Here is a 26348-nt window from a genome sequence, read left to right on the forward strand (position 1 = left end):
CCGGGCGCCCGCATGCGCGGGCTTGGCTTGCGCGCGGTGTGCTGGTGCGCCGGGGGCTGCGGGCGGGTTGGGCGCGGTCGCGCTGTGCGCTCCCGGATCGTGCATCCGCTCGATCCGTGCCTTGCGACCTCAGGCGCCGGGCGCCCGCATGCGCGGGCTTGGCTTGCGCGCGGTGTGCTGGCGCGCCCCGATGCGGCTTGCCCATCGCGGCGCTGGCTGGTCTGATGCCACGGACAAGGCTCGGGAGACTGACATGAACCGTCGTGACCTGTTGAAGGCCTCCGCCGCCGCGGGGGCCGCCGGCGCACTGCCGCGTACCGCGACCGCACAGCCCGCGCAAAACCGCGTGCTCAAGATGGTGCCGCAGGCCAACCTCACGAGCCTCGACCCGATCTGGACCACGGCGAACATCACCCGCAACCACGGGCACATGATCTACGACAGCCTGTACGGGCTGGATGCCAACTTCGCCCCGCAACCGCAGATGGCCGAGGGGCACGTGCTCGACGATGGCGGGCGCACCGTCACCATCACGCTGCGCCCGGGGCTGAAGTTCCACGACGGCGAACCGGTGCGCGCGCAGGACGTGGTGCCCTCCATCACGCGCTGGATGAAGCGCAACCCCTTCGGCCAGAAGCTCGAGACCGTGGTTGATGCACTCGAGGTCGTGGACGATCGCCGCCTGCGCTTCAAGCTGAAGAGACCCTTCCCACTGCTGTTCAAGGCGCTCGGCCAGGTGTCGAACAGCCCCGCCTTCATCATGCCCGAGCGTTTGGCGCGCACCGACCCCTTCCAGCAGGTGCGCGAGGCGATCGGCTCCGGTCCGTTCCGCTTCAAGCCGGACGAATACAATTCCGGCAGCCTAGTCGTGTACGAGCGCTTTGCCGACTACGTGCCATCCCCGGTCGGCACGCCGAGCCTGACCGCCGGCCCCAAGGTTGCGCATTTCGACCGCGTTGAATGGAACATCATCGTCGATGCCGCGACCGCCGCCGCCGCGCTGCAGACCGGCGAGATCGACTGGTACGAACAGCCGCCGCCCGAGATCCAGCAGCTGCTGCGCCGCAACCGCACCATCGCGATCGAGGCGATCGATCCGCTGCCGTTGACCGGCATCCTGCGCTTCAACCACCTGCACGCGCCCTTCAACGACAAGAAGCTCCGCCAGGCGATCCTGCCCGCGATCGCCCAGGAAGACTTCATGCAGGCGATCGTCGGCACCGATGCTGCGACCTATCGCACCGGCGTCGGGCTGTTCACGCCCGGCACGCCGCTCGCGAACGATGCGGCGCTCGGCGCGCTGGCGGGCCCGCGCAGCGTCGACCGCGCGAAGGCGCTGATGCGCGAGGCCGGCTACACCAACCAGCAGATGCGCCTGATCGGGCCGACCGACATCCTGGCCCCTTCCGCCATGACGCAGGTGGGTGCCGACCTGGTGCGGCGCCTCGGCTTCAACGCCGATATCGTCCTGACCGACTGGGGCACCACGGTGCAGCGGCGCACCTCGCGCGAACCGGTGGAGCGCGGCGGCTGGTCGATGCTGTTCACCTCCTTCTCGTCGGTGGATTTCGTCGACCCGGCGGCGCATTTCCCGCTGCGCGGCAACGGCACCAATGCCTGGTTCGGCTGGCCGAACATCCCGAAGCTCGAGGAACTGCGCGACGCCTGGTTCGAAGCCCCGGACCTGCCCACCGAACAGCGCCTGGCGCGCGAGATGCAGACCGTCGCGATGGACGAACTGCCCTATGTCCCGGTCGGCTCCTACCTGTCGATGACGGCGATCAAGCGCAACCTCACGGGCCGCGTGCCCGGGCTTGCGCTGTTCTGGAACCTTCGGCGCACGTGAACGGGAGAGCGAACATGGAACGCAGGACCTTCCTGGGCGGCGCGGCGGGTGTCGCGGCAGCCGGCATATCGGCACCGGCCCTGTCGCAGGGTGCGGCGGCGCGCACGCTGCGCGTCATCCCGCAGGCGAACCTCACCAGCCTCGATCCGGTCTGGACCACGGCGGTGGTCACCCGCAACAACGCCTTCCTGATCTACGACCAGATCTGCGCGACCGATGCCGCGGGCAACGTGAAGCCGCAGATGGCCGCGGGCTGGGACATCAGCCAGGACCAGCTGACCTGGACCTTCACGCTGCGTGACGGGCTGATGTTCCACGACGGCGAGAAGGTTCTCGCCAAGGACTGCGTCGCGTCCATCGAACGTTGGCGCCGGCGCGACCCCTTCATGCAGGTGCTCAGCGCGAATGTCGCGGCGATCGAGGCGGTGGACGACACGCGTTTCCGCTTCCGCCTGCACCGGCCCACGCCGCTGCTGTTGATGGCGCTGGGCCAGACACAGTTCCCCTGCTTCGTGATGCCCGAGCGCATCGCACGCACCGACGCCTTCACGCAGATCCGCGACACCATTGGCTCCGGTCCCTTCCGCTTCCTGCAGGATGAATGGAACCCCGGGCAGCGCGCTTCGTGGGCGAAGAACGAACGCTACGTGCCGCGGCAGGAACCGGTCGATGGCTTGGCCGGTGGGCGCGTGCCGCGCATCGACAAGGTCGAGTGGACCATCATCACCGACCCCGCGACCAGCGCGAACGCCATCGCGCAGGGCGAACAGGACTACTGGGAATACCCGCTGCACGACCTGCTGCCGATGCTCCGGCGCAACCGCAACGTGGTGGTCGAGCAGCGGCTGATGGATGGCACCTACGGCATCGCGCGCTTCAACACGTTGCAGCCGCCCTTCAACAACCCGGGCATCCGCCGCGCGGTGGCGATGGCGGTCGACCAGCGCGACTACCTGCGCGCGGTGGCCGGCGATGATCCGGCCGGCTGGGGCGCCTGCGAAGGCGTGTTCACCTGCGACACGCCGCTGGCCAATGAGAACGGGTCCGACCTGCTGAAGGTGCGCAACATCGATCGCGCGCGCGCCGCCCTGCGCGAGGCCGGCTACAACAACGAGAAGGTGGTGCTGATCGCGCCCGGCGATTATCCGCAGATCAACGCCCTGTCGCTCATGACGGCCGATATCCTGCGGCGGCTGGGGATGAACCTCGAACTCATCTCGGCCGACTGGGGCACGCTGGTGCAGCGCCGCACCTCCCGCGAGCCGACCGAGCGCGGCGGCTGGTCGATCATCCACACCACGTCGTCGGGCCAGTCGCTGGCCTTGCCGGTGTTCCACCTGTTCCTGCGCGCAAACGGCAACGACGCCTGGTTCGGCTGGCCCAACGTGCCCGAGGTCGAGCGCCTGCGCGCCGAATGGGTCGAGAAGGGCGGCGACCCGGCGGAGAGCCGCCGCATCGCCGAGGCGCTGAACCGCGAGGCGATGCAGGCCATGTACTACGTCCCGCTCGGCTACTACTGGCAGCCCTCGGCCTGGCGCCGCAACGTGACCGGTGCCTTCCGCGCCCCGGCGACGGTCTTCTGGAACATGGGCAAGAGCTGACGCACCACCCGCGCGGCGTGGCACGGCATGTGCTGCGTCGCTGCGGGCGCGTTGGCGCGGGCACGGTCCACCGGCAGTCATGCTGGCGGGGGTGCTGGCCGCACGCTTAAGTTTGATGCAATGTGACTGCGAACCGGGCAGGCAATCCCCGCCCGTTCGAGACAGGGAGACGGTGATGGACCGCAGAACGTTCCTCAAGGCGGGTGCAGGCGTGGCGGCGATGGGCGGCATGTCCGCCCCCGCGCTCTCGCAGGGCGCCAACGCGCGCACGCTGCGCTTCGTCCCCCAGGCCAACCTCGCGAATTTCGATCCGATCTGGGGCACGCAGTACGTGGTGCGCAACGCCGCGGTGCTGGTGTGGGACACGCTGTACGGCTTCGACGAACGCCTGCAGCCCCAGCGGCAGATGGTCGAGGGCGAGGAGACCTCCTCCGACGGCAAGACCTGGACCTTCAAGCTGCGCGAGGGCCTGCGCTTCCACGATGGCGAGCCCGTGCGTGCGCGCGACGTGGTGGCCTCGATCAACCGCTGGATGCCGCGCGACCCGATGGGCCAGCTGCTGCGCGCCATCAACGTGGAGCTGAGCGCGGTCGATGACCGTACCTTCCGCTGGGTGCTGTCCGCTCCCTTCCCCAAGATGACCATGGCGCTCGGCAAGAACGCGACGCCGATGTGCTTCATCATGCCCGAGCGCATCGCCACGCGCTTCGACAGCTTCACCCAGATCAACGAGTATGTCGGCTCCGGTCCGATGCGCTTCGTGCGCAACGAATGGGTTCCGGGCGCGCGCGCGGTGTTCCAGAAGTTCGACCAGTACGTGCCGCGCAACGAACCCGCGTCGTGGCTGGCCGGCGGCAAGCGCATGATGGTGGACCGCGTGGAATGGGTCATCATGCCCGACCCGGCCACCGCCTCCGCCGCGCTGCAGAACGGCGAGATCGACTGGTGGGAGAACCCGATCACCGACCTGGTGCCGGTGCTGCGGCGTAACCGCAATATCGCGGTCGACATCGCCGACCCGCTCGGCAACATCGGCTCGTTCCGCATGAACCACCTGCATGCGCCCTTCAACAACCTGAAGGTGCGCCAGGCGGTGATGACCGCGCTGAGCCAGGACGACTACATGGGCGCGGTGGTCGGCAACGATCCCGCGCTGCGCAAGACTCTGGGCGGCTTCTTCACGCCCGACACGCCGCTCTATACCGAGGAAGGCGGCGAGATGCTGAAGATGGCCAACCTCGAACGCGGCCGACAGCTGCTGCGCGAGTCCGGCTACAACAACGAACCGGTCATCTGCGTGGTCGCGCAGGACCAGCCGATCACCAAGGCGCAGGGCGACGTCACCGCCGACCTGCTGAAGCGCCTGGGCATGAACGTGGATTTCGTCGCGACCGACTGGGGCACCGTCGGCCAGCGCCGCGCCATGAAGAACCCGCCCAACCAGGGTGGCTGGAGCATGTTCCACACCTGGCACGCCGGCGCCGACGCCATCAACCCGGTCGTCTACAACGCGGTGCGCGCCAATGGCGACGGCGCGTGGTTCGGCTGGCCGAACATCCCGGCTGTCGAGGCCGAGGTGCCGAACTGGCTGGCGGCGAACAATCTGCAGGAGGAACGCGCCGCGATCGGGCGCCTCAACCGCGCGGCGGTCGAGAACGTGGTCTATTGCCCGACCGGCTTCTTCCTCAGCTACCAGGCCTGGCGGCGCAATGTCTCGGGCATCGTGAAGGGGCCGATCCCCTTCGCCTGGGGCGTGTCCAAGTCCTGATGCACTGACAGGTAACCCGCGATCATGTTCGCCTATATCGTCCGACGCGTGCTCGCCACCATCCCCGTGATGGCGGTGGTGGCGCTGTTCGTCTTCTCGCTTCTGTATATCGCGCCGGGCGACCCGGCGGCGGTGATCGCGGGTGACCAGGCTACCCCTGAGGATGTCGAACGCATCCGCGCAAGCCTCGGCCTCGACCGCCCGTATCTCGTGCGGTTCGGGGCCTGGGTCTACGACATCCTGCGCGGTGACCTCGGGGTTTCGATCTTCACCAACCTGCCGGTGTCGCTGATGATCAAGCAGCGGCTCGAACCGACCCTGTCGCTGATGGTGGTGACGCTCATCCTTGCGGTATCCATCGCGGTGCCTATGGGCGTGATCGCTGCGGCGCGGGTGGGCACCTTCATCGACAAGTTCGTCATGGCCTTCGCGGTGCTTGGCTTCTCGGTGCCGGTCTTCGTGGTGGGCTACCTGCTGGCCTACATCTTCGCGCTCGAACTGGAATGGCTGCCGGTGCAGGGCTACACGCCCTTCGCCAACGGCTTCTTCCCCTGGATCGAGAACCTCATCCTGCCAGCCATCGCGCTGGGGTCGGTCTATATCGCGCTGATCGCGCGCATCACGCGCGCATCGATGCTGGAAGTGCTCCAGCAGGACTACATCCGTACCGCGCGGGCGAAGGGGGCGGGGCAGCGCTCCATCCTGTTCCTGCATGCGCTGAAGAACGCGGCGGTGCCGATCGTCACCGTCATCGGCATCGGCATCGCGCTGCTGATCGGCGGCGCGGTGGTGACCGAGAGCGTCTTTGCCATCCCCGGCCTGGGGCGCCTGACGGTCGATGCGATCCTGCGGCGCGACTACCCGGTCATCCAGGGCGTGGTGCTGCTGTTCTCCTTCACCTACGTGCTGGTGAACCTGTTCATCGATATTCTCTACACACTGTTCGACCCGAGGATCCGCTACTGATGGCCTCCGCATCCGTCCTCAGCCCGGGTGGCATCACGGCGGCGAATGTCGCCGTCGCGGCGCCGATGGGCGACATCATGCCACCGGTGAAGACGCGCAGCGGCTTCTGGGGCTTCATGTACCGCAACCCCACCATCGCGGTGGGCGGCACCATCGTGCTCGCGATGGTGCTGATGGCGATCTTCGCGCCGCTGCTGACCTATGCGGACCCGACCTCGCTGGCGCCCGCGCGACGCACGCGCGAACCTTCGGCGCAATACTGGTTCGGCACCGACATGCTGGGGCGCGACGTCTATTCGCGCGTGATCTACGGCGCGCGGGTGTCGCTGATCGTGGGCTTCTCGGTCGCCATCTGCGCATCCGTCATCGGGCTGACCATCGGCCTGGTGTCGGGCTTCGTGCGCTGGGCGGACAGCATCATCATGCGCGTGATGGACGGCATGATGTCGATCCCGCCGATCCTGCTGGCGATCGCGCTGATGGCGCTGACGCGCGGGTCGGTCGGCAACGTCATCCTCGCCATCACCATCGCGGAAGTGCCGCGCGTGTCCCGCCTGGTGCGTGGCGTGGTGCTGAGCCTGCGCGAACAGCCCTATGTCGATGCCGCGGTGGCGGCGGGCACGCGTACGCCGGTGATCATCTGGCGGCACATCCTGCCCAACACCATCGCGCCCATGACCGTGCAGGCCACCTTCATCTGCGCGGCCGCGATGATCACGGAATCCATCCTGTCCTTCATCGGTGCCGGCACCCCGCCGATCATCCCGTCCTGGGGGAACATCATGGCCGAGGGCCGGGCCCTGTGGCAGGTGAAGCCCTACATCGTGTTCTTCCCCGCGATCTTCCTGTCGATCACGGTGCTGGCGGTGAACATGCTCGGCGATGGCCTGCGCGACACGCTCGACCCGCGCATGGCGAAAAGGATCTGATGCGGTGGCGCTGCTCGAAGTCGAAAACCTCCAGACGCATTTCCGCGGCGTCGATGGCGTCAACCGCGCCGTCGATGGCCTGAACTTCCAGGTCGAGGCGCGCGAGACCGTCGCCATCGTGGGCGAATCCGGCTGCGGCAAGTCGGTCACCGCCATGTCTATCCTGCGGCTGATCCCCGAGCCACCCGGCAAGATCGCCGGTTCCATCCGATTCGAAGGTCGCGACCTGCTGAAGTGCTCGGACCGCGAGATGCGCGCCATCCGCGGCAACGAGATCAGCATGATCTTCCAGGAGCCGATGACCTCGCTGAACCCGGTGCTGACCGTGGGCCGGCAGATCGGCGAGACGCTGCGCCTGCACCAGGGCCTGTCGGCCCAGGCCGCCGAGGCCCGCGCGGTCGAGATGCTGGACTTGGTCGGCATCCCGGAAGCCAAGCGCCGCGTGCGCGAATACCCGCATCAACTCTCCGGCGGCATGCGGCAACGCGTGATGATCGCGATCGCACTGGCGTGCAATCCGAAGCTGCTGATCGCGGACGAACCGACCACGGCGCTGGACGTGACCATCCAGGCGCAGATCCTCGATTTGATGCGCGACCTCAAGCGCACGGTGGGCGCGGCCATCGTCATCATCACCCATGACCTGGGCGTGGTGGCCGAGGTCGCGGAGCGCGTCATCGTCATGTACGCCGGCCGCAAGGTCGAGGAAGCGGCCGTCGGCCCGCTGTTCCGCAACCCGCGCCACCCCTATACGCAGGGGCTGCTGGGTTCGATGCCGAAGCTCGGTTCGTCGCTGACGGGCACCGAGACGCGGCTGCAGGAGATCCCGGGCCTGGTGCCGAGCCTGAAGCGCAAGCTCGATGGCTGCGTCTTCGCCTCGCGCTGCCCGCACGCGACCGACCTCTGCACCAAGGTCGCGCCCGCGCTCGAGGAAAAGGCACCGGGCCACATCGCGGCCTGCCACTACGCCATCAAGGACGCCGTCGCCGCATGAGCACCCCGATCCTCGAGGTCAACGACCTCAAGAAGCACTTCCCGATCCATGGCGGGTTCTTCGGCGGGCGGACCGGCTCGGTCTTCGCAGTGGATGGCGTCTCCTTCTCCATCAACAAGGGGGAGACGCTGTCGCTGGTGGGCGAATCGGGCTGCGGGAAATCCACAGTCGGCAAGGCCATCCTGCGGCTGTTCCCGCTCACCTCCGGCCAGGTGATCCTGGACGGCAAGCGCATCGACGACATGGCGGCCGGCACGCTGCGGCCCATGCGCCGGCGGATGCAGGTGGTCTTCCAGGACCCCTTCAGCAGCCTCAACCCGCGCATGCGTGTGCGCGACATCCTGGCCGAACCAATCCGCAACTTCGGCCTCGCCAAGGACTCTGCCGACATCGAGCGCAAGGTGGCCGAACTGATGGACCGCGTGCGCCTGCCGCGCGATGCGGTGGGGCGCTGGCCGCATGAATTCTCGGGCGGGCAGCGGCAGCGCATCTGCATCGCGCGCGCTCTGGCGGCCGACCCGGACCTGATCATCTGCGACGAGGCGGTCTCCGCGCTCGACGTGTCCGTGAAGGCGCAGATAGTGAACCTGCTGCAGGACCTGCAGAAGGAACTGGGCCTCGCGATGCTGTTCATCAGCCACGACCTGGCGATCGTCGAACACATGACGCACCGCGTCGCTGTGATGTATCTCGGCAAGATCGTGGAAGTCGCGCCGAAGCGTGCACTTTTTTCGGCGCCGAAGCACCCCTATACCGAAGCCCTGCTTTCCGCCGTGCCGGTGCCCGAACCCGGCGCGCAGCGCGAACGCATCATCCTGACCGGCGATGTGCCGTCCCCGATCAAGCCGCCCAAGGGCTGCCGCTTCCACACCCGCTGCCCCTATGCCTTCGACCGCTGCCGCAAGGACGAACCCCAGCTGCGCCAGACCGAGGAAGGCCACTGGGCAGCCTGCCACCTGCACGACCGCCCCGCCGCGGAGAACCCGCTGTCCGGCGCGCGCGGTGCGGCGGTGATCGCACATCACTGACCGCGCTGTTGCGAGCGGTTCGCAATCTTCGGACCGCCTCGCTGCGCGCGCTGTCGGACGCTTGACGAAGCGGGGGCTGCAGGGCGAGGCTTGCGCCATCACGCCCGGGCGCCACATGCCCGAAATCCAGACACAAGCTTGGGGAGACGCGCAATGCCGCAGGTCACGCTGACCGTGAACGGCCAGACCCACACGGCGGAGGTCGAGGGCCGGACCCTGCTCGTCGAACTGCTGCGCGAGAAGCTGCGCCTGACCGGCACGCATGTCGGCTGCGACACCAGCCAGTGCGGCGCCTGCGTGGTGCACATCAACGGCGAGAGCGTGAAGTCCTGCACCACGCTCGCCGTCATGGCGAATGGTGCGAACGTGACCACCATCGAAGGTCTTGCCGCCGCCGATGGCACGCTGCACGCCATGCAGGAGGCCTTCCGCGAATACCACGCCCTGCAGTGCGGCTTCTGCACGCCGGGCATGGTGATGTCCGCCATCGACCTGGTGAACAAGCACCCCGACGGCATCACGGAACAGCAGATCCGCGAGGGTCTCGAAGGCAACCTCTGCCGCTGCACCGGCTACCATAACATCGTGCGCGCCATCGCCGCGGCGGCGGACGTGATGCACGGCAAGCGCAGCGAGATCGCGCGCGCGGCCGAATAGGGCCGCGTCGCGCCGCGAGGCGCGCGGACCGCGCAGGTGCGCCCCAGGGCGCGCCGAACGCGCAGGCGCGCAGCAGGGCGCGCGGACCGCGAGAGGGCGCGCAGATGCGCCCCAACAACCGGCCCGGCAAATCCCGGGCGATACAACAATTGGGAGCGAAACGACCATGAACGTGGTGGCACCCTTCGAGGGCATCGGCGCCAGTCTGCGCCGCAAGGAAGACTTCCGTTTCCTGCGCGGCCGCGGCGCCTATACCGACGATTTCAACCGCCAGGGCCAGCTGCATGCGTGGATTCTGCGCAGCCCGCATGCCCATGCGCGGTTGGCCGCGGTGGACACGTCGGCGGCGGCGAAGATGCCCGGCGTGGTCGCGGTCTTCACCGGCGCCGACATGGCGAAGGACAATATCGGCGGCCTTCCTTGCGGCTGGCAGATCCACAACAAGGACGGCTCGCCGATGGCCGAGCCGCCGCATCCGGTGCTGGCGCAGGACAAGGTGCGCCATGTGGGTGACCCGGTCGCCGTTGCCATCGCCGCCACGCGCGAACAGGCGCGCGACGCGGCCGAAGCCATCGCCGTCACCTACGATGTGCTGCCCGCCGCCGTGAACATGCTGGACGCGGTGAAGCCGGGGGCACCGGCGGTGCATGATGGCGTGGCGGGGAACCTCTGCTACGACTGGCACATCGGCGACAAGGCGGTGCTGGATGCGGCCTTTGCGCAGGCGCACAAGATCGTCTCGCTCGACATGGTCAACAACCGGCTGATCCCGAACGCGATGGAACCGCGTGCGGCACTGGGTGAGTTCGACCAGACGACCGGCGACTACACGCTGCACACCACCAGCCAGAACCCGCACGTCATCCGCCTGCTGATGGGCGCGAACGTGCTGCACATCCCGGAATCCAAGCTGCGCGTGGTCGCACCCGATGTCGGCGGTGGCTTCGGGTCCAAGATCTACCACTATGCCGAGGAAGCGATCGTCACCTGGTCCGCCGGCAAGCTCGGCCGGCCGGTGAAGTGGACCGCCGACCGTTCGGAATCCTTCATGTCGGACGCGCATGGGCGCGACCACATCTCGAACGCGCAACTCGCGCTCGATGCCAACGGCAAGATCCTCGGCCTGAAGGTGCACACCCACGCGAACATGGGCGCGTACCTGTCCACCTTCGCGCCCTGCGTGCCGACCTACCTGTACGCCACGCTGCTGGCGGGCACCTACACCACGCCGGTGATCTATTGCGAGGTGAAGGCGGTCTTCACCAACACCGTCCCGGTCGATGCCTATCGCGGCGCCGGCCGGCCTGAGGCGACCTTCCTGCTGGAACGCCTGATGGACGTGGCGGCGCAGGAGACCGGCATCGACCGCGTCGAACTCCGTCGGCGCAACTTCATCCAGCCCGGCCAGTTTCCTTACCAGACGCCGGTCGCGCTGCAATACGACAGCGGCAACTACCAGGCGACGCTCGACCAGGCGCTGGTCACCGCCGACTGGGCCGGCTTCGAAGCACGCCGCGCCGAAGCGGCGAAGCGCGGCAAGCTGCGGGGCATCGGCATCTCGACCTACCTCGAGGCCTGCGGCATCGCGCCCTCGGCCGTGGTGGGCTCGCTCGGCGCGCGCGCCGGCCTGTACGAAGTCGGCACCATCCGCGTGCACCCCACCGGCAGCGTCACGGTGCTGACCGGCGCGCACAGCCACGGCCAGGGCCACGAGACCACCTTCGCGCAACTGGTCGCCGACAAGCTCGGCGTGCCGACCGCGCAGGTCGACATCGTGCATGGCGATACCGCCAAGGTGCCTTTCGGCATGGGCACCTACGGGTCGCGCTCGCTCGCCGTCGGCGGCTCCGCGATGATGAAGGCGATGGACAAGATCATCGCCAAGGGCAAGCGCATCGCCGCCCACCTGATGGAAGCCGATGTCGACGACATCGAATTCGACCGTGGCACCTTCCGCGTGGCGGGCACCGACAAGACGAAGGCGCTGGTCGACATCTCCGTCGCCGCCTATGTGCCGCACAACTACCCGATCGAGGAACTCGAACCCGGGCTCGAGGAAACCGCCTTCTACGACCCCAAGAACTTCACCTATCCCGGCGGCTGCCACATCGCCGAGGTCGAGATCTGCCCCGACACCGGCAAGGTCTCCATGGTGAACTTCACCGCGGTCGATGATGTGGGCCGCGTCATCAACCCGATGATCGTGGAAGGGCAGGTGCAGGGCGGCATCGCGCAGGGTATCGGCCAGGCGCTGCTCGAGACCTGCGTCTACGACGCCGACGGCCAGCTGCTGTCGGGGTCCATGATGGACTACACGATGCCGCGCGCGGACGACCTGGCACCCGTGTCTGTCGCGACCCATACCACGCTGTGCACGCACAATCCGCTGGGCGTGAAGGGCTGCGGGGAGGTCGGCGCGATCGGCTCGCCGCCCGCCGTCATCAACGCCGTGGTCGATGCGCTGCGCGACTATGGCGTGCGGACCCTGGACATGCCCGCGACACCGTCCAAGATCTGGCAGATCGTCAATGGTGGCCGCCGGATGGCGGCGGAATAGACAACCGGAAGGCCCGCCGGGCCGGGGCCGCGCAGCCCCGCCCCGCGGTCCGCGACGCAAGGAGCGACGACCATGTATGATTTCGCCTACCACAAGCCGGGCTCCGTCGCCGATGCGGTGAAGCTCCTGGCCGATCCGGACGCCAAGGCCATCTCGGGTGGGCACACGCTGCTGCCCGCGCTGAAGCATCGGCTCAACAAGCCCTCCGCGCTGGTCGACCTGTCGGGCATCGCGGAACTGAAGGGCATCAAGCGCGTCGGCAACGCCATCGTGATCGGCGCGCTGACCCGCCATGTGGATGTCGCCACCAGCGCCGAGGTGAAGGCCGCGATCCCCGCGCTCGCGTACATGGCCTCGCATATCGGTGACGTGCAGGTGCGCAATCGCGGCACCATCGGCGGGTCGGTGTCGAACAACGACCCGGCGGCGGACTACCCCGGCGCGGTGCTGGGGCTGGGCGCCACGATCCACACGAGCAGCCGCAAGATCGCCGCCGACGACTTCTTCCTCGGCATGTTCACCACCGCGCTGGAACCCGGCGAGATCCTCACCGCCGTCGAATTCCCGATCGTCGACAAGGCCGGCTACGCCAAGATGAAGAACCCGGCCAGCCGCTACGTCATGGCGGGCGTCTTCGTCTCGAAGGCCGGCGGCACGGTCCGCGTCGCGGTGAACGGCGCGGGCCCCTGCGTGTTCCGCCAGGCGGCGATGGAGGCCGCGCTCGCCGCCAACTGGTCGCCCGATGCGGTGGCGAACATCAAGCAGGCGCCGGACGACCTGAACTCCGACATCCATGGCAGCGCCGAATACCGCGCCCACCTGGTCGGCGTGATGGCGAAGCGCGCGATCGCCGCCGCCGGCTGACACGTATCGCGGCACCGCGAAGGGCCGGGCGCGCCACGCCCGGCCCTTTTGCGTTCCGGGCCGCTGCGCGTCATGCTCGCGCAAATACCGGGAGTCGCATGCGATGGAGATCGACAACCCCGACGTGATCGCCGAGGCCCGTGCGGTCTTCGACCGCTACGAGGCCGCGATCGCCGGCAACGACACAGATGTGCTCGATGCCTCCTTCTGGCCGGACCCGCGCACCGTGCGCTTCGGCGTGACGGAAATCCTGTATGGCATCGACGCCATCCGCGCCTTCCGCGCCACGGTGAAGACCTACGCCGCGCGCATCACGCGAAAGGTCCACATCACATCCTTCGGCCGCGACTTCGCCTGCACGCACCTGGAATACGAACGCGTCGGCACCGGCCTGGTGGGGCGCGAGACCAAGATCATGGTGCGCCTGCCCGACCACGGCTGGCGCGTGGTATCCGCGCATGTCTCGCTGCTCGCGGGGCATGATCCCGGCCGCACGCAGAAAGGGTGAGGGCGCCATGGGCCAGACCGTCGAGTGCTTCTACACCCTGTCCAGCCCGTGGATGTATTTCGCGGGACCGCAACTCACCGACATCGTGAAGCGCCAGGGCGCGACGCTGGTGTTGAAGCCCTATGATTTCCGCCTGGTCATCAAGCACACCGGCGGCATCCCGCTGCGCACGCGTCCCGAACCAAGGCAGGACTATCACGCGCTGGAACTGGACCGCTGGTCGCGCCACCTGAACATGCCCATCAAGCTGAAGCCGAAGCACTATCCGCCGACCGACCAGCGCCCCGCCGGGCGCATGGTGATGGCCGCGCAGGCGCGCGGGATGGACGCGCAGGCGCTCAGCCACGCCATCCTGCACGCATTGTGGGTCGATGAACGCGACATCGCCGACCCGCGCGTGCGCGTGGCCATCGCCGAGGACGAAGGCCTGCCCGGCGATGCCCTGCACCGCGAGGAAGAAAGCCAGTCCGTCATGGCCGAATGGGACCGCAACAACCAGGAGGCCGTGGCCCGCGGCGTCTTCGGTGCGCCGACCTTCTTCTGCGACGACCTGTTCCTCTGGGGCCAGGACCGGCTGTTCTTCCTGGACCAGTACCTGTCCGGCGTGCAGGTGCAGTCCGGCCCGTCCAAGGTGATCGGCAAGACGCGCGCCTCATGAGCCGCCACGTCGCGATCATCGGTGCGGGCATCGTCGGCGCGTGTTCGGCCATCGAGGCGTTGCGCGAGGGATACCGCGTCACGTTGATCGACCCGGCCGACCCGGGCGGCGAACAGGCGGCCTCCTACGGCAATGGCTGCTGGCTCAGCCCGATGTCGGTCATCCCGCCGGCCGTCCCCGGGCTGTGGAAGAAGATTCCGAAATTCCTGGCCGACCCGCTGGGCCCGCTGGCCATCCGTTGGTCCTACCTCCCGCGCGTTGCCCCCTGGCTGGTGCAATACCTGCGCGCCGGCTGGACCTGGGCCCGTGTCGAGGACGCCGCGCGCGCATTGCGCCCACTGGTGGTCGATGCCCCCGCGCTGCACGCCGCCCTCGCCGAGGAAGCCGGCGTCGGCCACCTGATCGAACGGCGTGGGCTGATCTACATCTATCCGTCCCGCGCCGATTTCGCGGCCGAGGCCAAGGCCTGGGAGATTCGCCAGAAGGTCGGCGTCCGCTGGATGGAACTCGACGCGAATGACCTGCGCCAGCGCGAACCCGACCTCGACCGCCGCTACACCTTCGGCGTCATGGTCGAGGAAGGCGGGCACTGCACCGACCCCGGCGCCTATGTGGCTGCGCTGGTGGCCCATGCGGTGGGGCAGGGGGCGTCGCTGGTGCGCGCCCGCGCCACCGGCTTCCGGGTCGAGGGTGGCCGCCTGCGCGCGGTCACGACCGACCAGGGAGAGGTCGCCGCCGATGCCGCCGTGATCGCTGCCGGGGCGCACGCCAAGCCGCTCGCCGCCGCGCTGGGCGATGCCGTCCCGCTCGAGACCGAGCGCGGCTACCACGCCCAGTTGACAGACCCCGAGGTCGCGCCGCGGCACGGCCTGATGCCCTCGGATGGCAAGATGTCGATCATGCGCACGGCGGGCGGGCTGCGCTGCGCCGGCCAGGTCGAGATCGCGGGCCTCGAGGCCGCGCCGAACTGGAAGCGCGCCGAAATCCTGCGCGACCACCTGGTCTCCTGCTTCCCCGGCCTGCCGCGCGACCTGCCGGCCAGCCGCGTGAAGGTCTGGATGGGCCATCGCCCCTCCATGCCGGATGGCAAGCCCTGCCTGGGCCCGTCCAGTGCCACGGCCGACGTGATCCATGCCTTCGGCCATGGCCATACCGGCCTGGTGGCGGGCGCGCGGACCGGGCGGATCGTGGCCGCGCTGCTGGGCGGGCGGGCGCCGGAAATCCCGATCGGATCCTTTGACCCCCGCCGATTCGCGTAAGGCGCGAGAACCCCTTTTTCACTCGCTTTCCCATTTGCGCAGTGCCATCTTGACACGTAGCGGCCCTGCATCCCGCAGGATCGCCTCTAGTTTGTGGACCTGCAGGAACGTGTCTGAATTCGATAATCAGGGTGGCGCCGGGCCGATCGAGGCCGAGGTGAAGTGGTACAATGGCCGCAAGGGCTTCGGCTTCGTGCTTGGACCGGACGGCACCGACGTCTTCTTCCATGCCTCGGCCTTGACCGAGGCCGGGATCGAACCCCCGGACACCGGCGACAAGCTGGTGTGCGAAATCGGCACGGACCGCCAGGGCCGTCGCCTCGTGACCCGCATCGTTGAGCTGAAGCGTGGCGAAGGCGGCGGCGCCGGTGCGCGCCCGCCCCGGCGCGACTTCGGCGATCGTCCGCCGCGGCGTGACTTCGGCGGCCCGGGTGGCGGTGGTGGCTTCGGCGACCGTCCGCCGCGGCGCGACTTCGGCGGCGGCGGCGGCTTCGGCGACCGTCCCCCGCGGCGCGACTTCGGCGGCGGCGGCGGCGGTGGCTTCGGCGATCGTCCCCCGCGGCGCGACTTCGGTGGCGGCGGTGGCTTCGGCGGTGGTGGTGGTGGCTTCGGCGATCGTCCGCCGCGCGCCTTCGGCGACCGTCCGCCGCGGCGCGATTTCGGCGGCCGGGACGAAGGTGGCCCGACCTACGACGTGGCCGGCACGGTCAAGTGGTTCGACCAGGTCCGCGGCTTCGGCTTCGTCACGCCGGAAGATGGCGGCCAGGACGTGTTCCTGCATTCCTCGGTCCTGCAGCGCGCGGGCAAGCAGGACGTGCAGCAGGGCGAGAAAGTCTCGCTCGAGGTGCGCGACGGCCAGCGCGGCCGCCAGGCCGTGAACATGAAGGACTGATCCTTCGCGGATCGGTTCGGGACAGCCCCGCGGTCGCAAGGCCGCGGGGTTTTTCTTTGCCTGGCGTTCAGTACGCGGGGCGCATGGTCGGACGCGACGGCACGCGAGCGCCACCGCACACCCTGTCGGACCGCGCAGCGGATCCGGGAGCGCACGGTGCGACCGCGCCCCGTCTGCCAGCCGTCCCAGCGCGGACCGCGCAGCCAGGCCAGCGCATGCCGGTGCCCGGCGACAGGGGGCGCACAAAAAATCTTCGCGCTTAACGCTCGCTTCATCACTCGGCGCCACAGTAGCAGCGCGGCGGGAATATCCCGTCCGAGTGAAGGGAAGATCCCGATGAGCCTCAATTCGGTGAACACGAATCTCGGCGCCATGGTGGCGCTGCAGTCGCTGAATCGCACCAATGAGGCGCTCAACGCCACGCAGAAGCGCGTCTCCACCGGCTATCGCGTCTCCGACGCGAAGGATGACGGCGCGGCCTTCGCCGTCGCGCAGTCGGTCCGGGCGGATGTCGCGGGCCTCACGGCTGCCAATGAACAGCTCGGCGGCGTGAAGGGCGTGCTCGACACGGCGCTCGCTGGACTGCGCAAGGTCTCCGACACCATGATCAAGGTGCGCGAGACGCTGGTGCGCCTGGCCGACGACACGCTCAACACCGACCAGCGCGCGCAGTACGAGGCACAGTACGAGGCGCTGCGTACCCAAATCACCAACTTCATCGAGGATTCGACCTACAACGGCCGGACCCTGCTCTCGACCACCGCGCCGGCTGGCGGGGACATCACCACCACCCGCAACGAGGCCGGCACCACCTATACCCTCACCGCCGTGGACGGCGCGGGCACCATGATCGTGGCCGCCGCACCGACCGATGCCGCAGGCGCGCAGGCGGCGCTCGGCGCCGGCGGGGACTGGGGCACGATCAACACGGTCATCGCGAATGCGCTGAACCAGTACGGCTCCGATGCGCGCTACGTCGATGCGCAGATCGGCTACAACCGCGACAAGCTCGATGCGTTGGATGGTGGTCTGGGCGCGCTGATCGACGCCGACCTCGCGAAGGAATCGGCGCGGCTTCAGGCGCTGCAGATCCGCCAGCAGCTGGGCACGCAGTCGCTGTCGATCGCCAACCAGGCGCCGCAGTCGCTGCTCAGCCTGTTCCAGGGTTGATCACGGCAAGCGGCCGCACACCGCGCGGGTCGCGGTGCGATCCGGGCAGGCAAGGCGCGACCGCGAATAGCCGACATCCGGCCTCGGCGCGCCGGTGCACGGCGCGACGGCAAGCCGCCGGGATGCGCCGCGCCGGCCGTCCGAGGGTCACCCAGGGCAGAGTCCCGCTCGGATGGAATCATCTGGCCGGGTGACGATGGTCGCTACAGCAAACGACTCTAGACGAAGCGCCGGGGCCGCAGGCCTGCGTGGAAATACGTGATCATCGAATAGATGTCGTAGACGGGCAGCCCCACCGCCTCCGCCAGCGCGGCCGCATAAGGCGGCATGTTGGTGCATTCCAGCACGATCGCGCCGACCTCCGGATGCGCCGCCACCAGCGCGCGGCCGGCCTCGAGGATGTCCTGCTCGGCCAGGCCCACATCCAGGTCGGTCTTCGCCGCGCTGATCAGCACGCGGAAGAATTCGCGTCCGCCCTCGGTTCCCACCACTGGAATGTCGAGCGGCACCCCGGCGGCCTGCAGATGCGCCGGCGTCAGCGACCCCTTGCTCACCGTCACCACGCCCACCCGCTTCCCCGGCGGCAGCGTCGCCTGCACCCAGGGCACCTGCATCAGCGAGGATGTCGCGACCGGAACGCCGACCGCCGCCGCGAGCTCCGCCTGGAACAGCGACAGGAACCCGCAATTGGTGGTTATGGCCTCCGCCCCCAGGTTCACGAGGTCCTGCGCGGCGGCGATGAACTCCGGCAGCAGCCCGCGCGCACCCTGCAGGACCACGCGTTCGGGCGTCGCCCCCCGCACCACGCGGAACAGCACAGGGAACGGCCAGGTCTCGCCGTTGCCCATGTCGCCCGGAATGCGCGGGAAGCGCGCCTCCAGCATCAGGATGCCGAGCGGCGCGCCATAGATGGACTTCCCGCCGCGCGCGATCCGCGCGAGGCTCGGGGCAGGAGAGGGGGCGTTCATGGCTGGCAAGGCTAGCGCGCTTTGCGACCTGTCGGTATCGGCACCGGCCCGCCCCCGCCCACCCAATCACGGGGTCCTGGATGGGTGGGTGGGAGCAGGCCGGTGCCGTCCGGTCGGAAAACCCGGTAGAACAGCCACCGACCGGGTGGAACCGCACCTGGCCGTCGGCCGCCGGCCCTGTCCAGGATCGGCCCGGGGCACGCGCCGCGGCCCTGCCAGCCATGCCGCCTTGCCCTGAATGAAGGAGACCGGGACATGATCCGCCGCAGCATTCTCGCCGCCGCCCTCGCCGCCGCCGCCCTGCCTGCGCTGGCGCAGGATGCACCCTGGCCGAACCGCCCCATCACCCTCATGGGCGGCTTCCCGAACGGCGCGGGCACCGACATCTATGCCCGCCGCCTGGCCGAACCGCTGGCGCGCGCGCTCGGCCAACCCATCGTGATCGACAACCGCACCGGCGCGGGCGGGAACATCGGCTCCGACCTGGTCGCGAAGGCGCGCCCGGATGGCTACACCTTCTACATGGGCACCGCGGGCACCCATGCGATCAACGCGGCCCTCTACCGCTCGCTGCCCTTCGACGTGCTGCGCGACTTCACGCCGGTGGTGCTGCTGGGCGACGTGCCGAACGTGCTGATCGTGAACCCGGAGCGGCGCGCGAACCTCACCAACTGCCAGGCGGTGCTCACCGCCGCGCGCGCCCGCCCGCAGGCGGTCTCCTACGGCTCGACCGGCAATGGTGCCTCGACCCACCTGGCCGGCGCGCAGTTCGCCACCGCCGCGGGGCTCGATCTGCTGCACGTGCCCTTCCGCGGGCAGCCCGGCGCGATCGCCGCCCTCCTTTCGGGCGACATCGACCTGTTCTTCAACCAGACCGGCGCCGCGATGGGCCCGATCCGGCAGGGCCAGGTGCGCGCGCTGTTCGTCCTCACGCGCGAACGGCTCGCCGCGCTGCCCGACGTGCCCACGGTGGGCGAGGCCTGCGGCCTGCCGCCGATGGACACCTCCACCTGGTACGGCATTTTTGGCCCGGCCAACCTGCCCGCACCCATCGTGACGCGCATGAATGCCGAGGTGAACCGCATCATCGCCACGCCCGAGTTCCGCGAATGGCTGATCCAGAACCAGGCCATCACGCCGCCCGCCGCCCCCAACACGCCCGAGCAGTTCCAGCAGACCCAGCGCGCCGACGTCGCCCGCTGGGCCGAGGTGGTGCGCCGTTCGGGCGCGACAGTGGATTGAGGCAACCGGTGACACGGCAGGGGCGGGTCGGCGCCGTCACGCGTCGGCGGGCGCAAGTCGGATGATGCGACTGCGCCGCCGTGACCTGGTGGTTGCCGCGCTCGCGCTGCCGGCGGCGGCGCGCGCGCAGCCGATCGCGCCCGGCAGCGGCCGCATCGAGGTGCCCGAACCCGCCGGCGCCACCGCAGCGCCCATGCCCGTCTGGTTCCACCGCCCCGCCGGCTGGACGGCGGCCGGCAAGGTGGGCGTCGTCATGCACGGCCTGCAGCGCGATGCCGACCGCTACCGCGACGAATGGCGCCCGCTGTCCGACCGCGACGGCTTTCTGCTGCTGGTGCCGGAATTCGGCCGCGAGAAATTCCCCGGCACGCGCTGGTACAATTTCGGCAACCTGCAGGACGAGGCTGGCCGCGCCATGCCGCCCGAGGCGTGGTCCTTCCATGCCTTCGACCGCGTGGTCGCCGCTGCCATGCAGGCCGCGGGCGCCACACGCCCCGGCTACGTGCTCTATGGCCATTCGGCGGGCGCGCAATTCGTCCATCGCTTCCTGCTGCTGACCGGCGCGCCGCGGGCCGAGGCGGTGGTGATCGCCAACAGCGGCTCCTACACCCTGCCGCGTTTCGACCGCCCCTTCGTCGAGGGCCTGGGCGGCACCGCGGCCGACCCTGCCGTGCTGCGCGCGGTCTTCGCCCGGCCCGTCATCCTGCAACTCGGCGAGGCCGACACCGACCCCAACCATGCCAGCCTGCCGCGCCAGCCCTGGGCGGTGGCGCAGGGCAGCCACCGCTTCGCGCGCGGCTGGCATTTCTTCGATACGTCGCGCCGCGCCGCGGCCGAGGCTGGCGCCCCCTTCGCCTGGCGTGTCGTCACCGTCCCGGGCGTGGGGCATTCCAACGCCGGCATGGCGGAGGCCGCCGCACCACTGCTGTTTGGCTGACGCGCGCCGTCAGCGCGGCGCGATCGTCAGGAAGGCCAGCAGCGCCGCGACGCTGATGGCGAGGATGATGCGCTGGCACAGGATCACGTCGCGACGCCCGGCGATGCGTGTCGTCTCCCAGTCCATCCCCTGCCGCATAGGCTGGTTGAACATGAAGAAGCGATGCGTGGCGGCGTAGTAGGCGCCGAACGGCACGTCCCGCCCGGCGCGGCGCCAGGCCAGCCAGCTCACCACGAGGCCTGCCAGCCCAGCACCGCCGAGGGTGACGGCGGCGACCAGCAGGATGTGCACCCAGGCGTCGCTCACCCGGGCACCAGCCTCCCGCCCTCCACCCGCAGCCCGCGGTCATGGAACTTCGCTACCGCCGGGCGGTGCGCGATGGAGATGATCGCCGTTCCCGGCAGCGCGTCCTTCACCTTCGCGTACAGCCGTTCCTCCGCGCCGGGGTCGAGGCTCGCCGTCGCCTCATCCAGGAACAGCCAGTCGGGCTTCAGCAGCAGCGCGCGCGCCAGCGCGAGGCGTTGCTGCTCACCGCCCGACAGGCGCCGGTCCCAAGGCTCGTTCTCGTGCAGGCGACCGACCAGTTGCGGCAACTCCGCCGCCTCCAGCGCCGCCGCGACATCGGCATCGCTGAACCCTGCCTCGTCATCCGGGTAGCAGACCGCGCGCTTCAATGACCCGAGCGGAATGTAGGGCCGCTGCGGCAGGAACAGCGCGCGCCCGGTGGCGGGCAGCGCGATCCGCCCCGATCCGAAGGGCCAGATGCCGGCGATGGCGCGGAACAGAGTGGACTTCCCCGACCCAGACGCGCCTGTCACCACCACGCTCTCGCCCGGCGCCACCGCGGCCTCCGCGCCCTGCACCAGCACGCGCCCATCCGGCAGCGACAGCGTCACGTCCTGCACCGCCAATCCTGCGCCATCGCCCTTCGCCGCGACCGGCCCGCCCTGCGCCGTGCGCGCCGCCGCCACCGCGCGCGTGAAGCCGGTCAGGCGCTCCACCGTCGCGCGCCATTCGGTCAGTCGCGCATAGTTCTCCACGAACCAGGACAGCGAATCCTGCACCTGGCCGAAGGCGCTCGAGGTCTGGATCAGCCCGCCCAGCGGAATGCGCCCCGCGAAATACGCCGGCGCGGCCACCACGATGGGAAAGATGCTCGCCACCTGCTGGTACCCGACGGTGAACAGCGTCAGCCGCTTGGTGGCGGACATGATGCCCCACCAGTTCTCCATCAACGCGCGGAAGCGCTGCGTCAGGCCGCGCTTCTCGTCCGCCTCGCCGCCATGCAGGGCGATGCCTTCCATGTTCTCGCGGAAGCGCACCAGCGCGTAGCGGAAATCCGCCTCGACCTTCTGCTGGTTGAAGTTCAGCGCGATGAGGCGCCGCCCGATCAGGTGCGCGAGCCAGGTCCCCACCACCGCATAGACCAGCGCCACACACACCATGTAGCCCGGGATCGTCACGCCGAAGACCGTCACCGGCCCCGACAGCGACCACAGCACCAGCACGAAGGAGAACAGCGTCACGACCGACCGCATCAGCCCCAGCCCCAGGGCGAGCGTGTCGTCCACGAATAGCCGCGCATCCTCGGCAATGCGCTGGTCCGGGTTGTCCGTCACCGGGTCGGTCAGCGCCATGCGGTAATACGCGCGCCCGTCCAGCCACTGGGTCAGGTAGACCTCGGTCAGCCAGCGCCGCCACCGGATCTCGAGCGCCTGGCGCAGGTACAGCGCATAGACCGCGATCAGGATGTAGGTGAACGCCACGATCGTGAAGGACGGCAGGAAGCCTTCATCCGGCGTCACGTGCCAGGTGAACAGCAGCGCCATGAAGGCTTCCGAATCCTTGGCCTCCAGCGCGTTGTAGAAGGCCCGCTGCCAGAAGGTGAGCACCACCGTCATGCCCACCAGCGACAGGTTCAGCCCGACCACGGCGGCGAGCAGCGCGCGCGCCCGCCAGCGATCCTCGCTCGACCAATAGGGCCGCGCGAGCGCCCAGGCGTCGCGCAGGAAGGGGCCGATCCGCCGCATGCGCGCCTCCTCAGCCGCGCCGCAGGCGCTGCTCGAATTCCGCCAGCCAGGCCATCACCCGCGCACGGTTCGCACCCAGGTCCGACCAGCCGACCAGGCTGCGCGAATACAGCCACAGCCCCGTGCCCCCGCCCGTCGGCGCCACCTCCGCCACCACGATGTCGGGGTAGTTCATCAGGCGCGTGCGCGCGACCCATTGCGCCTGGCGCCGCTCCACATAGTCGGCCAGAGCGAACACCCGCGGCTGTCCCGCCGCCACCGCGCGAATGGCATCGAAGGCGGCATCGACCGCGACCGGAAACGGGTCACGTTGCAGATGCCCGACGCCCGGCGCGCTGGTGGGGGTCAGCAGGCACGTATTGGGCGAGGCCGGCAAAGCCAGCGTGGCGAAATCCACCGGCGCCGGCGCAGGCACGCCCGCCGCCCCACGCGAGAACAGCATCCCGATCATCCCCGTATCCTCAACCTGATGACACCGCGGATCTCCGCCTCGGGATCCACCGGCTTGCCCTTGCGCAGGATCTCGATGCGCCCCTCGCGCGCGAGCACCGCCGCCTCGCGCCGGATGCGCGGCATCAGCTTCTGCCAGTCGTCGGGTTCCAGCGCGCGCGCGACTTCGGACGGGCAGATGGATTTCGCCGCCCCACGCGCTTCGGTCTGCGCCAGGATGGCGTCGCGGATGGCGGGCTCGCTCATGGCGCGATCCATCCGGCCGACAGCACGCCATCCGGATCCCAGGCGAAGCGCGCGCGCCGGTGCCCCGCCGCCGCCAGCAGCAGCCAGTCCATCGCATCGATGCGCAGGCTGAGCGCGGCGAAGTTCACCGCGCCGGCGGTGGCATCCTGCGGTGCGTCCGGCGGTGCGTCGACCGGCGCACCCGGCGCATGCAACGTGGCATAGGTCATGCGGCTCATCTCCCGGCTCGCGGTCCAGGCGGCCTGCGCCACCGCATCATCGACGTGCAGCGTGGTAATGCCCGCGACGCGCAGCTGCACCTGCGCCCCGGCATCATAGACATGCAGCGCGGCGCGCGGGTCGGCGGCAATCTCGCCCACCTTGCCGCTGCGCCGGTCGGTGTGCACGCGCAGCAGCCGCGCGGCGGGGTCGAAGGCGCGCAGCACCACCGTGCGCAGGCTCGGCGCGCCATCGAGCCCCCGCGTCGCCAGCGTGGGCGTATGGAACGGGCTGCGCCGGTCGGCGACGCCGCGCGAGAGCAGTGCGAAGGCCTGCGCCAGCGCCTCCTGCGGCGTGGCGGGCGGCGCCGGGCGAGTCATGCCACCGCGGCGGCCAACGCCGCCCCGCTGTCCCACGCGGCTTCGGCGCGCCCCGCCAGGCACCAGTCGCCGGCCAGGCCGATCCGCTGCGTCGCATCCCACAGACAGGGCTGGCCGAGCGATGCCTCCAGCAGCGAGTACCGCCAGCGATGCGCGGCCGCGTACCGCGGCGAGGGCAGCGGGGCACCGGCCAACGCCGCCAATTCGCCCAGCAGCGCTGCGACGATCGTCTCCGCGCGGTCTTCCAGATGCGCCCGCGTCCAGCCCGGCCCGGCCTGCACGACCCAGCATTCGGTCCCGCCGTCGCGCCCGGGCTTCGACGAATCCCGCGCCGCCCAGCCTATCGCGTGGCCATCGGGGCGCAGCGTATCGGGCAATGGCAGGCGCGTTTCGAAGGATGCCATCACCGTCCAGCACGGCGCGTACCGCACGCCGCCCAGCGCCGCGGCGTAGCCCGGCAGCAGGTCGAGCACCTGGGGCGCCGGCACCGTCACGAGCACGGCGGAGAAGGGCCCGTCCTCGACCGGCGGTGTCGCGGGCAGCGGCGCGCCGGGCTTCGCCTCCCGCGCATCCCAGTGCTGCACGCGCCAGGCGCCCGGTTCGCCCACCACGCGCCCGACATGGCGCGACGCCACAATGTCCAGGCCCTCCGCCAGCGCGCGCGGCAGCGCCGACATCCCCGGCACGCCCACCCGCCGCGCGGCATCCGGCCAGGGCTGCGCGCCGGCAGCCGCCAGCGCCGTGGCGAAGTCCGCGCCCTCCGCCCGCAGATACTGCGCGCCATGGTCGAACTGCAGCCGGACGCCATCCTGCTCGGCGCGGCGAGTCGCCAACCGGCCCCCCGGCGCGCGGCCCTTGTCGAACAGGCGAACGGGCACTCCATGCGCGGCGAGCGCGCGCGCAGCGGAGAGGCCGGCGAGGCCGGCGCCGATGATGGCGATCATGGCTGCGGGTATGGCGGTATTCGCGGAGGGCGCAAGACTCCGAGGGGGCGTCGCCCCCTCGGGCTCCCCCACCAGGGGGCTACGGCCCCCTGGACCGCGAGAACCTAGGCGTACTCACGCTCCACCAAAGGTCCGGGAGCAGTCGCGATCTCGCGGATGATCTTGCGGCGGACGGCACCGGCAAAGGCGTCATAGCCTTCGGCCACCATCAGGAAGGCACCGGGGCCGCCGATGACCTGGTCGCGGTAGTACTCGTCCACCGGCGGGATGCCGGCCAGCAGGGCCGAGGGCTGCGGCGTCTGGTCCAGCACCGCCAGGCCATTCAGCACGATGCCCTTGCCCAACGCCTCCTCCCGCGCCACGGCCAGCGGCCGGCCGGAATTGTTCACCCCGTCGCCCGAGATATCGACCACCTGGCGCAACCCCGAATACCGCGTGCCGAACTGTCGCGCGGCATAGTCGATCGCCCCCGAGATCGAGGTGTAGAGATACGTCTCGCGCGACGCGCCCTCGACCGCGGCGGCGAAGCGCGCGCAACTCGCCGCGCCGTCGAGGCGCATCCACGGCACCAGCGTGTGCTGGATGTTCCAGTCCGACCAGACGAACAGCGTGACCGCGATGGCGCCGAGCGGCCCGCCGGCAATGCCCTCGGCCAGGCGCGGGTCGCGGAAGGCGGCCGCATAGCCGGTCATCTGCATCTCCATCTCCTGCGCATCGACCGACCGCGAGACATCGACGGCGAGCACGAGCTCGACATCGACCTCCTCCGTGGCATGGGCGGAGCGGGCGGCGATCAGGGCCGGGGCGGCAAGGCCGGCGGCGAGGATCAGGCGGCGGGACAAGAGGGTGCGCGACATGGGGAACACCTCCGATGGGGCCGTGCGTCCGGGTGCTGTCCTTCCTCGCGCCTTCTGTCCGAAGGTCGACGCCTGGAATGCCAGACGGCATTGTGCGGCGCAACAAGAGAGTGAGCGATTCTGACCAATTTTGCGTAAACGACTAGCAGATCGCACGCGCGGCGCTCAAGGCCACGGCGTCAATGGTCAGATTGCACTGGAAGGAGGCAACGCGGGCGCAGTGGCGGCGTTGATTTAATTCCTATACGCCTGCCGTCGATGGACCGGCAACAGAATTCGTAAGCGGTGCACTGACACACATAGCCCCGTGCGCACCCTGCTCGATGCGCCGTCGCCCCTGGCAGGCCCTCTCCGGCCATAACGTACTGGTAACGTCACTGTGTCACCATCGTCACACTC

25 protein-coding genes are annotated in these 26348 nt (G+C 69.6%); 17 read left to right on the forward strand and 8 right to left on the reverse strand.

Features of this window, described 5'->3' with window-relative positions; genetic code table 11:
- Positions 1–253: 253 nt before the first annotated feature.
- From MWM08_RS10495 to MWM08_RS10565, 15 genes are all read left to right on the forward strand, one after another.
- On the forward strand, positions 254–1846 hold the full coding sequence (locus MWM08_RS10495) for an ABC transporter substrate-binding protein (protein ID WP_244459388.1): 1593 nt from the start codon (positions 254–256) through the stop codon (positions 1844–1846).
- A 14-nt stretch (positions 1847–1860) separates the two neighbouring features.
- A complete protein-coding gene (locus MWM08_RS10500) occupies positions 1861–3447 on the forward strand; it encodes an ABC transporter substrate-binding protein (protein WP_244459389.1) in 1587 nt (528 codons plus the stop codon).
- Between the two features lie 175 nt (positions 3448–3622).
- Positions 3623–5215 carry an ABC transporter substrate-binding protein gene (locus MWM08_RS10505; protein ID WP_244459390.1) on the forward strand — a complete coding sequence of 531 codons (1593 nt, stop codon included), beginning with the start codon at positions 3623–3625 and terminating at the stop codon, positions 5213–5215.
- 24 nt (positions 5216–5239) lie between these two features.
- Positions 5240–6181, forward strand: coding sequence for an ABC transporter permease (locus MWM08_RS10510; protein ID WP_244459391.1), 942 nt, complete (start codon positions 5240–5242; stop codon positions 6179–6181).
- The gene (locus tag MWM08_RS10515) at positions 6181–7110 is read left to right on the forward strand and encodes an ABC transporter permease (RefSeq protein WP_244459392.1); all 930 of its coding nucleotides are present in this window, start codon (positions 6181–6183) and stop codon (positions 7108–7110) included. Before MWM08_RS10510 ends, MWM08_RS10515 begins: the two co-directional genes overlap by 1 nt.
- A 4-nt stretch (positions 7111–7114) precedes the next feature.
- A complete protein-coding gene (locus tag MWM08_RS10520) occupies positions 7115–8104 on the forward strand; it encodes an ABC transporter ATP-binding protein (RefSeq protein WP_279323242.1) in 990 nt (329 codons plus the stop codon).
- Complete coding sequence (locus MWM08_RS10525; RefSeq protein WP_244459394.1) at positions 8101–9132, forward strand: ABC transporter ATP-binding protein; 1032 nt, start codon at positions 8101–8103, stop codon at positions 9130–9132. The genes MWM08_RS10520 and MWM08_RS10525 overlap by 4 nt, the downstream gene beginning before the upstream one ends.
- Positions 9133–9285: 153 nt before the next feature.
- The gene (locus MWM08_RS10530) at positions 9286–9789 is read left to right on the forward strand and encodes a (2Fe-2S)-binding protein (protein ID WP_244459395.1); all 504 of its coding nucleotides are present in this window, start codon (positions 9286–9288) and stop codon (positions 9787–9789) included.
- Positions 9790–9955: 166 nt separating this feature from the next.
- Positions 9956–12346 (forward strand): xanthine dehydrogenase family protein molybdopterin-binding subunit, encoded by a 2391-nt coding sequence (locus MWM08_RS10535; RefSeq protein WP_244459396.1) that lies wholly within the window; start codon positions 9956–9958, stop codon positions 12344–12346.
- A 72-nt stretch (positions 12347–12418) separates the two neighbouring features.
- Positions 12419–13210 (forward strand): FAD binding domain-containing protein, encoded by a 792-nt coding sequence (locus MWM08_RS10540; RefSeq protein WP_244459397.1) that lies wholly within the window; start codon positions 12419–12421, stop codon positions 13208–13210.
- Positions 13211–13313: 103 nt separating this feature from the next.
- Positions 13314–13718 carry an AtzH-like domain-containing protein gene (locus MWM08_RS10545; protein ID WP_244459398.1) on the forward strand — a complete coding sequence of 135 codons (405 nt, stop codon included), beginning with the start codon at positions 13314–13316 and terminating at the stop codon, positions 13716–13718.
- Positions 13719–13725: 7 nt separating this feature from the next.
- Positions 13726–14376 carry a 2-hydroxychromene-2-carboxylate isomerase gene (locus MWM08_RS10550; protein WP_244459399.1) on the forward strand — a complete coding sequence of 217 codons (651 nt, stop codon included), beginning with the start codon at positions 13726–13728 and terminating at the stop codon, positions 14374–14376.
- Entirely contained in the window at positions 14373–15635 is a 1263-nt protein-coding gene (locus MWM08_RS10555) for an NAD(P)/FAD-dependent oxidoreductase (protein WP_244459400.1), read from the forward strand. Before MWM08_RS10550 ends, MWM08_RS10555 begins: the two co-directional genes overlap by 4 nt.
- A 109-nt stretch (positions 15636–15744) precedes the next feature.
- Positions 15745–16527 carry a cold-shock protein gene (locus tag MWM08_RS10560; RefSeq protein WP_244459401.1) on the forward strand — a complete coding sequence of 261 codons (783 nt, stop codon included), beginning with the start codon at positions 15745–15747 and terminating at the stop codon, positions 16525–16527.
- A 336-nt stretch (positions 16528–16863) separates the two neighbouring features.
- Positions 16864–17697, forward strand: a complete 834-nt coding sequence (locus MWM08_RS10565) for a flagellin (RefSeq protein WP_244459402.1) — start codon at positions 16864–16866, stop codon at positions 17695–17697.
- 218 nt (positions 17698–17915) lie between these two features.
- Here MWM08_RS10565 and MWM08_RS10570 read toward each other — a convergent pair whose 3' ends face one another.
- Positions 17916–18665, reverse strand: coding sequence for an aspartate/glutamate racemase family protein (locus MWM08_RS10570; protein ID WP_244459403.1), 750 nt, complete (start codon positions 18663–18665; stop codon positions 17916–17918).
- Positions 18666–18920: 255 nt separating this feature from the next.
- Between MWM08_RS10570 and MWM08_RS10575 the strand changes: the two genes are divergently transcribed.
- Positions 18921–19907 carry a Bug family tripartite tricarboxylate transporter substrate binding protein gene (locus MWM08_RS10575; RefSeq protein ID WP_244459404.1) on the forward strand — a complete coding sequence of 329 codons (987 nt, stop codon included), beginning with the start codon at positions 18921–18923 and terminating at the stop codon, positions 19905–19907.
- Between the two features lie 61 nt (positions 19908–19968).
- Positions 19969–20844 carry an alpha/beta hydrolase gene (locus tag MWM08_RS10580; RefSeq protein WP_244459405.1) on the forward strand — a complete coding sequence of 292 codons (876 nt, stop codon included), beginning with the start codon at positions 19969–19971 and terminating at the stop codon, positions 20842–20844.
- A gap of 9 nt (positions 20845–20853) precedes the next feature.
- Here the strand turns inward: MWM08_RS10580 and MWM08_RS10585 are convergent, their stop codons facing one another.
- From MWM08_RS10585 to MWM08_RS10615, 7 genes are all read right to left on the reverse strand, one after another.
- Positions 20854–21150, reverse strand: coding sequence for a hypothetical protein (locus MWM08_RS10585; protein ID WP_244459406.1), 297 nt, complete (start codon positions 21148–21150; stop codon positions 20854–20856).
- Complete coding sequence (locus tag MWM08_RS10590) at positions 21147–22874, reverse strand: ABC transporter ATP-binding protein/permease (RefSeq protein ID WP_244459407.1); 1728 nt, start codon at positions 22872–22874, stop codon at positions 21147–21149. The genes MWM08_RS10585 and MWM08_RS10590 overlap by 4 nt, the downstream gene beginning before the upstream one ends.
- 10 nt (positions 22875–22884) lie before the next feature.
- Entirely contained in the window at positions 22885–23325 is a 441-nt protein-coding gene (locus tag MWM08_RS10595) for a DUF1499 domain-containing protein (protein WP_244459408.1), read from the reverse strand.
- A complete protein-coding gene (locus MWM08_RS10600; protein WP_244459409.1) occupies positions 23322–23570 on the reverse strand; it encodes a DUF3253 domain-containing protein in 249 nt (82 codons plus the stop codon). The genes MWM08_RS10595 and MWM08_RS10600 overlap by 4 nt, the downstream gene beginning before the upstream one ends.
- The gene (locus tag MWM08_RS10605; protein WP_244459410.1) at positions 23567–24148 is read right to left on the reverse strand and encodes a pyridoxamine 5'-phosphate oxidase family protein; all 582 of its coding nucleotides are present in this window, start codon (positions 24146–24148) and stop codon (positions 23567–23569) included. Before MWM08_RS10605 ends, MWM08_RS10600 begins: the two co-directional genes overlap by 4 nt.
- Positions 24145–25092, reverse strand: a complete 948-nt coding sequence (locus MWM08_RS10610; RefSeq protein ID WP_244459411.1) for an NAD(P)/FAD-dependent oxidoreductase — start codon at positions 25090–25092, stop codon at positions 24145–24147. Before MWM08_RS10610 ends, MWM08_RS10605 begins: the two co-directional genes overlap by 4 nt.
- 104 nt (positions 25093–25196) lie before the next feature.
- Positions 25197–25949 carry a DUF1194 domain-containing protein gene (locus tag MWM08_RS10615; protein WP_244459412.1) on the reverse strand — a complete coding sequence of 251 codons (753 nt, stop codon included), beginning with the start codon at positions 25947–25949 and terminating at the stop codon, positions 25197–25199.
- Positions 25950–26348: the final 399 nt, after the last annotated feature.

Origin of the sequence: Roseomonas fluvialis (assembly GCF_022846615.1) — a bacterium.
In the GTDB taxonomy this organism is placed as follows: Bacteria; Pseudomonadota; Alphaproteobacteria; order Acetobacterales; family Acetobacteraceae; genus Neoroseomonas; species Neoroseomonas fluvialis.

Bases quoted from the DNA above. Each gene is read 5' to 3' on its own strand.
- MWM08_RS10495 (WP_244459388.1), top strand. From the start codon at position 254: ATGAACCGTCGTGACCTGTTGAAGGCCTCCGCCGCCGCGGGGGCCGCC.
- MWM08_RS10500 (WP_244459389.1), top strand. From the start codon at position 1,861: ATGGAACGCAGGACCTTCCTGGGCGGCGCGGCGGGTGTCGCGGCAGCC.
- MWM08_RS10505 (WP_244459390.1), top strand. From the start codon at position 3,623: ATGGACCGCAGAACGTTCCTCAAGGCGGGTGCAGGCGTGGCGGCGATG.
- MWM08_RS10510 (WP_244459391.1), top strand. From the start codon at position 5,240: ATGTTCGCCTATATCGTCCGACGCGTGCTCGCCACCATCCCCGTGATG.
- MWM08_RS10515 (WP_244459392.1), top strand. From the start codon at position 6,181: ATGGCCTCCGCATCCGTCCTCAGCCCGGGTGGCATCACGGCGGCGAAT.
- MWM08_RS10525 (WP_244459394.1), top strand. From the start codon at position 8,101: ATGAGCACCCCGATCCTCGAGGTCAACGACCTCAAGAAGCACTTCCCG.
- MWM08_RS10530 (WP_244459395.1), top strand. From the start codon at position 9,286: ATGCCGCAGGTCACGCTGACCGTGAACGGCCAGACCCACACGGCGGAG.
- MWM08_RS10535 (WP_244459396.1), top strand. From the start codon at position 9,956: ATGAACGTGGTGGCACCCTTCGAGGGCATCGGCGCCAGTCTGCGCCGC.
- MWM08_RS10540 (WP_244459397.1), top strand. From the start codon at position 12,419: ATGTATGATTTCGCCTACCACAAGCCGGGCTCCGTCGCCGATGCGGTG.
- MWM08_RS10545 (WP_244459398.1), top strand. From the start codon at position 13,314: ATGGAGATCGACAACCCCGACGTGATCGCCGAGGCCCGTGCGGTCTTC.
- MWM08_RS10550 (WP_244459399.1), top strand. From the start codon at position 13,726: ATGGGCCAGACCGTCGAGTGCTTCTACACCCTGTCCAGCCCGTGGATG.
- MWM08_RS10555 (WP_244459400.1), top strand. From the start codon at position 14,373: ATGAGCCGCCACGTCGCGATCATCGGTGCGGGCATCGTCGGCGCGTGT.
- MWM08_RS10565 (WP_244459402.1), top strand. From the start codon at position 16,864: ATGAGCCTCAATTCGGTGAACACGAATCTCGGCGCCATGGTGGCGCTG.
- MWM08_RS10570 (WP_244459403.1), bottom strand. From the start codon at position 18,665: ATGAACGCCCCCTCTCCTGCCCCGAGCCTCGCGCGGATCGCGCGCGGC.
- MWM08_RS10575 (WP_244459404.1), top strand. From the start codon at position 18,921: ATGATCCGCCGCAGCATTCTCGCCGCCGCCCTCGCCGCCGCCGCCCTG.
- MWM08_RS10580 (WP_244459405.1), top strand. From the start codon at position 19,969: ATGATGCGACTGCGCCGCCGTGACCTGGTGGTTGCCGCGCTCGCGCTG.
- MWM08_RS10590 (WP_244459407.1), bottom strand. From the start codon at position 22,874: ATGCGGCGGATCGGCCCCTTCCTGCGCGACGCCTGGGCGCTCGCGCGG.
- MWM08_RS10595 (WP_244459408.1), bottom strand. From the start codon at position 23,325: ATGATCGGGATGCTGTTCTCGCGTGGGGCGGCGGGCGTGCCTGCGCCG.
- MWM08_RS10600 (WP_244459409.1), bottom strand. From the start codon at position 23,570: ATGAGCGAGCCCGCCATCCGCGACGCCATCCTGGCGCAGACCGAAGCG.
- MWM08_RS10605 (WP_244459410.1), bottom strand. From the start codon at position 24,148: ATGACTCGCCCGGCGCCGCCCGCCACGCCGCAGGAGGCGCTGGCGCAG.
- MWM08_RS10610 (WP_244459411.1), bottom strand. From the start codon at position 25,092: ATGATCGCCATCATCGGCGCCGGCCTCGCCGGCCTCTCCGCTGCGCGC.
- MWM08_RS10615 (WP_244459412.1), bottom strand. From the start codon at position 25,949: ATGTCGCGCACCCTCTTGTCCCGCCGCCTGATCCTCGCCGCCGGCCTT.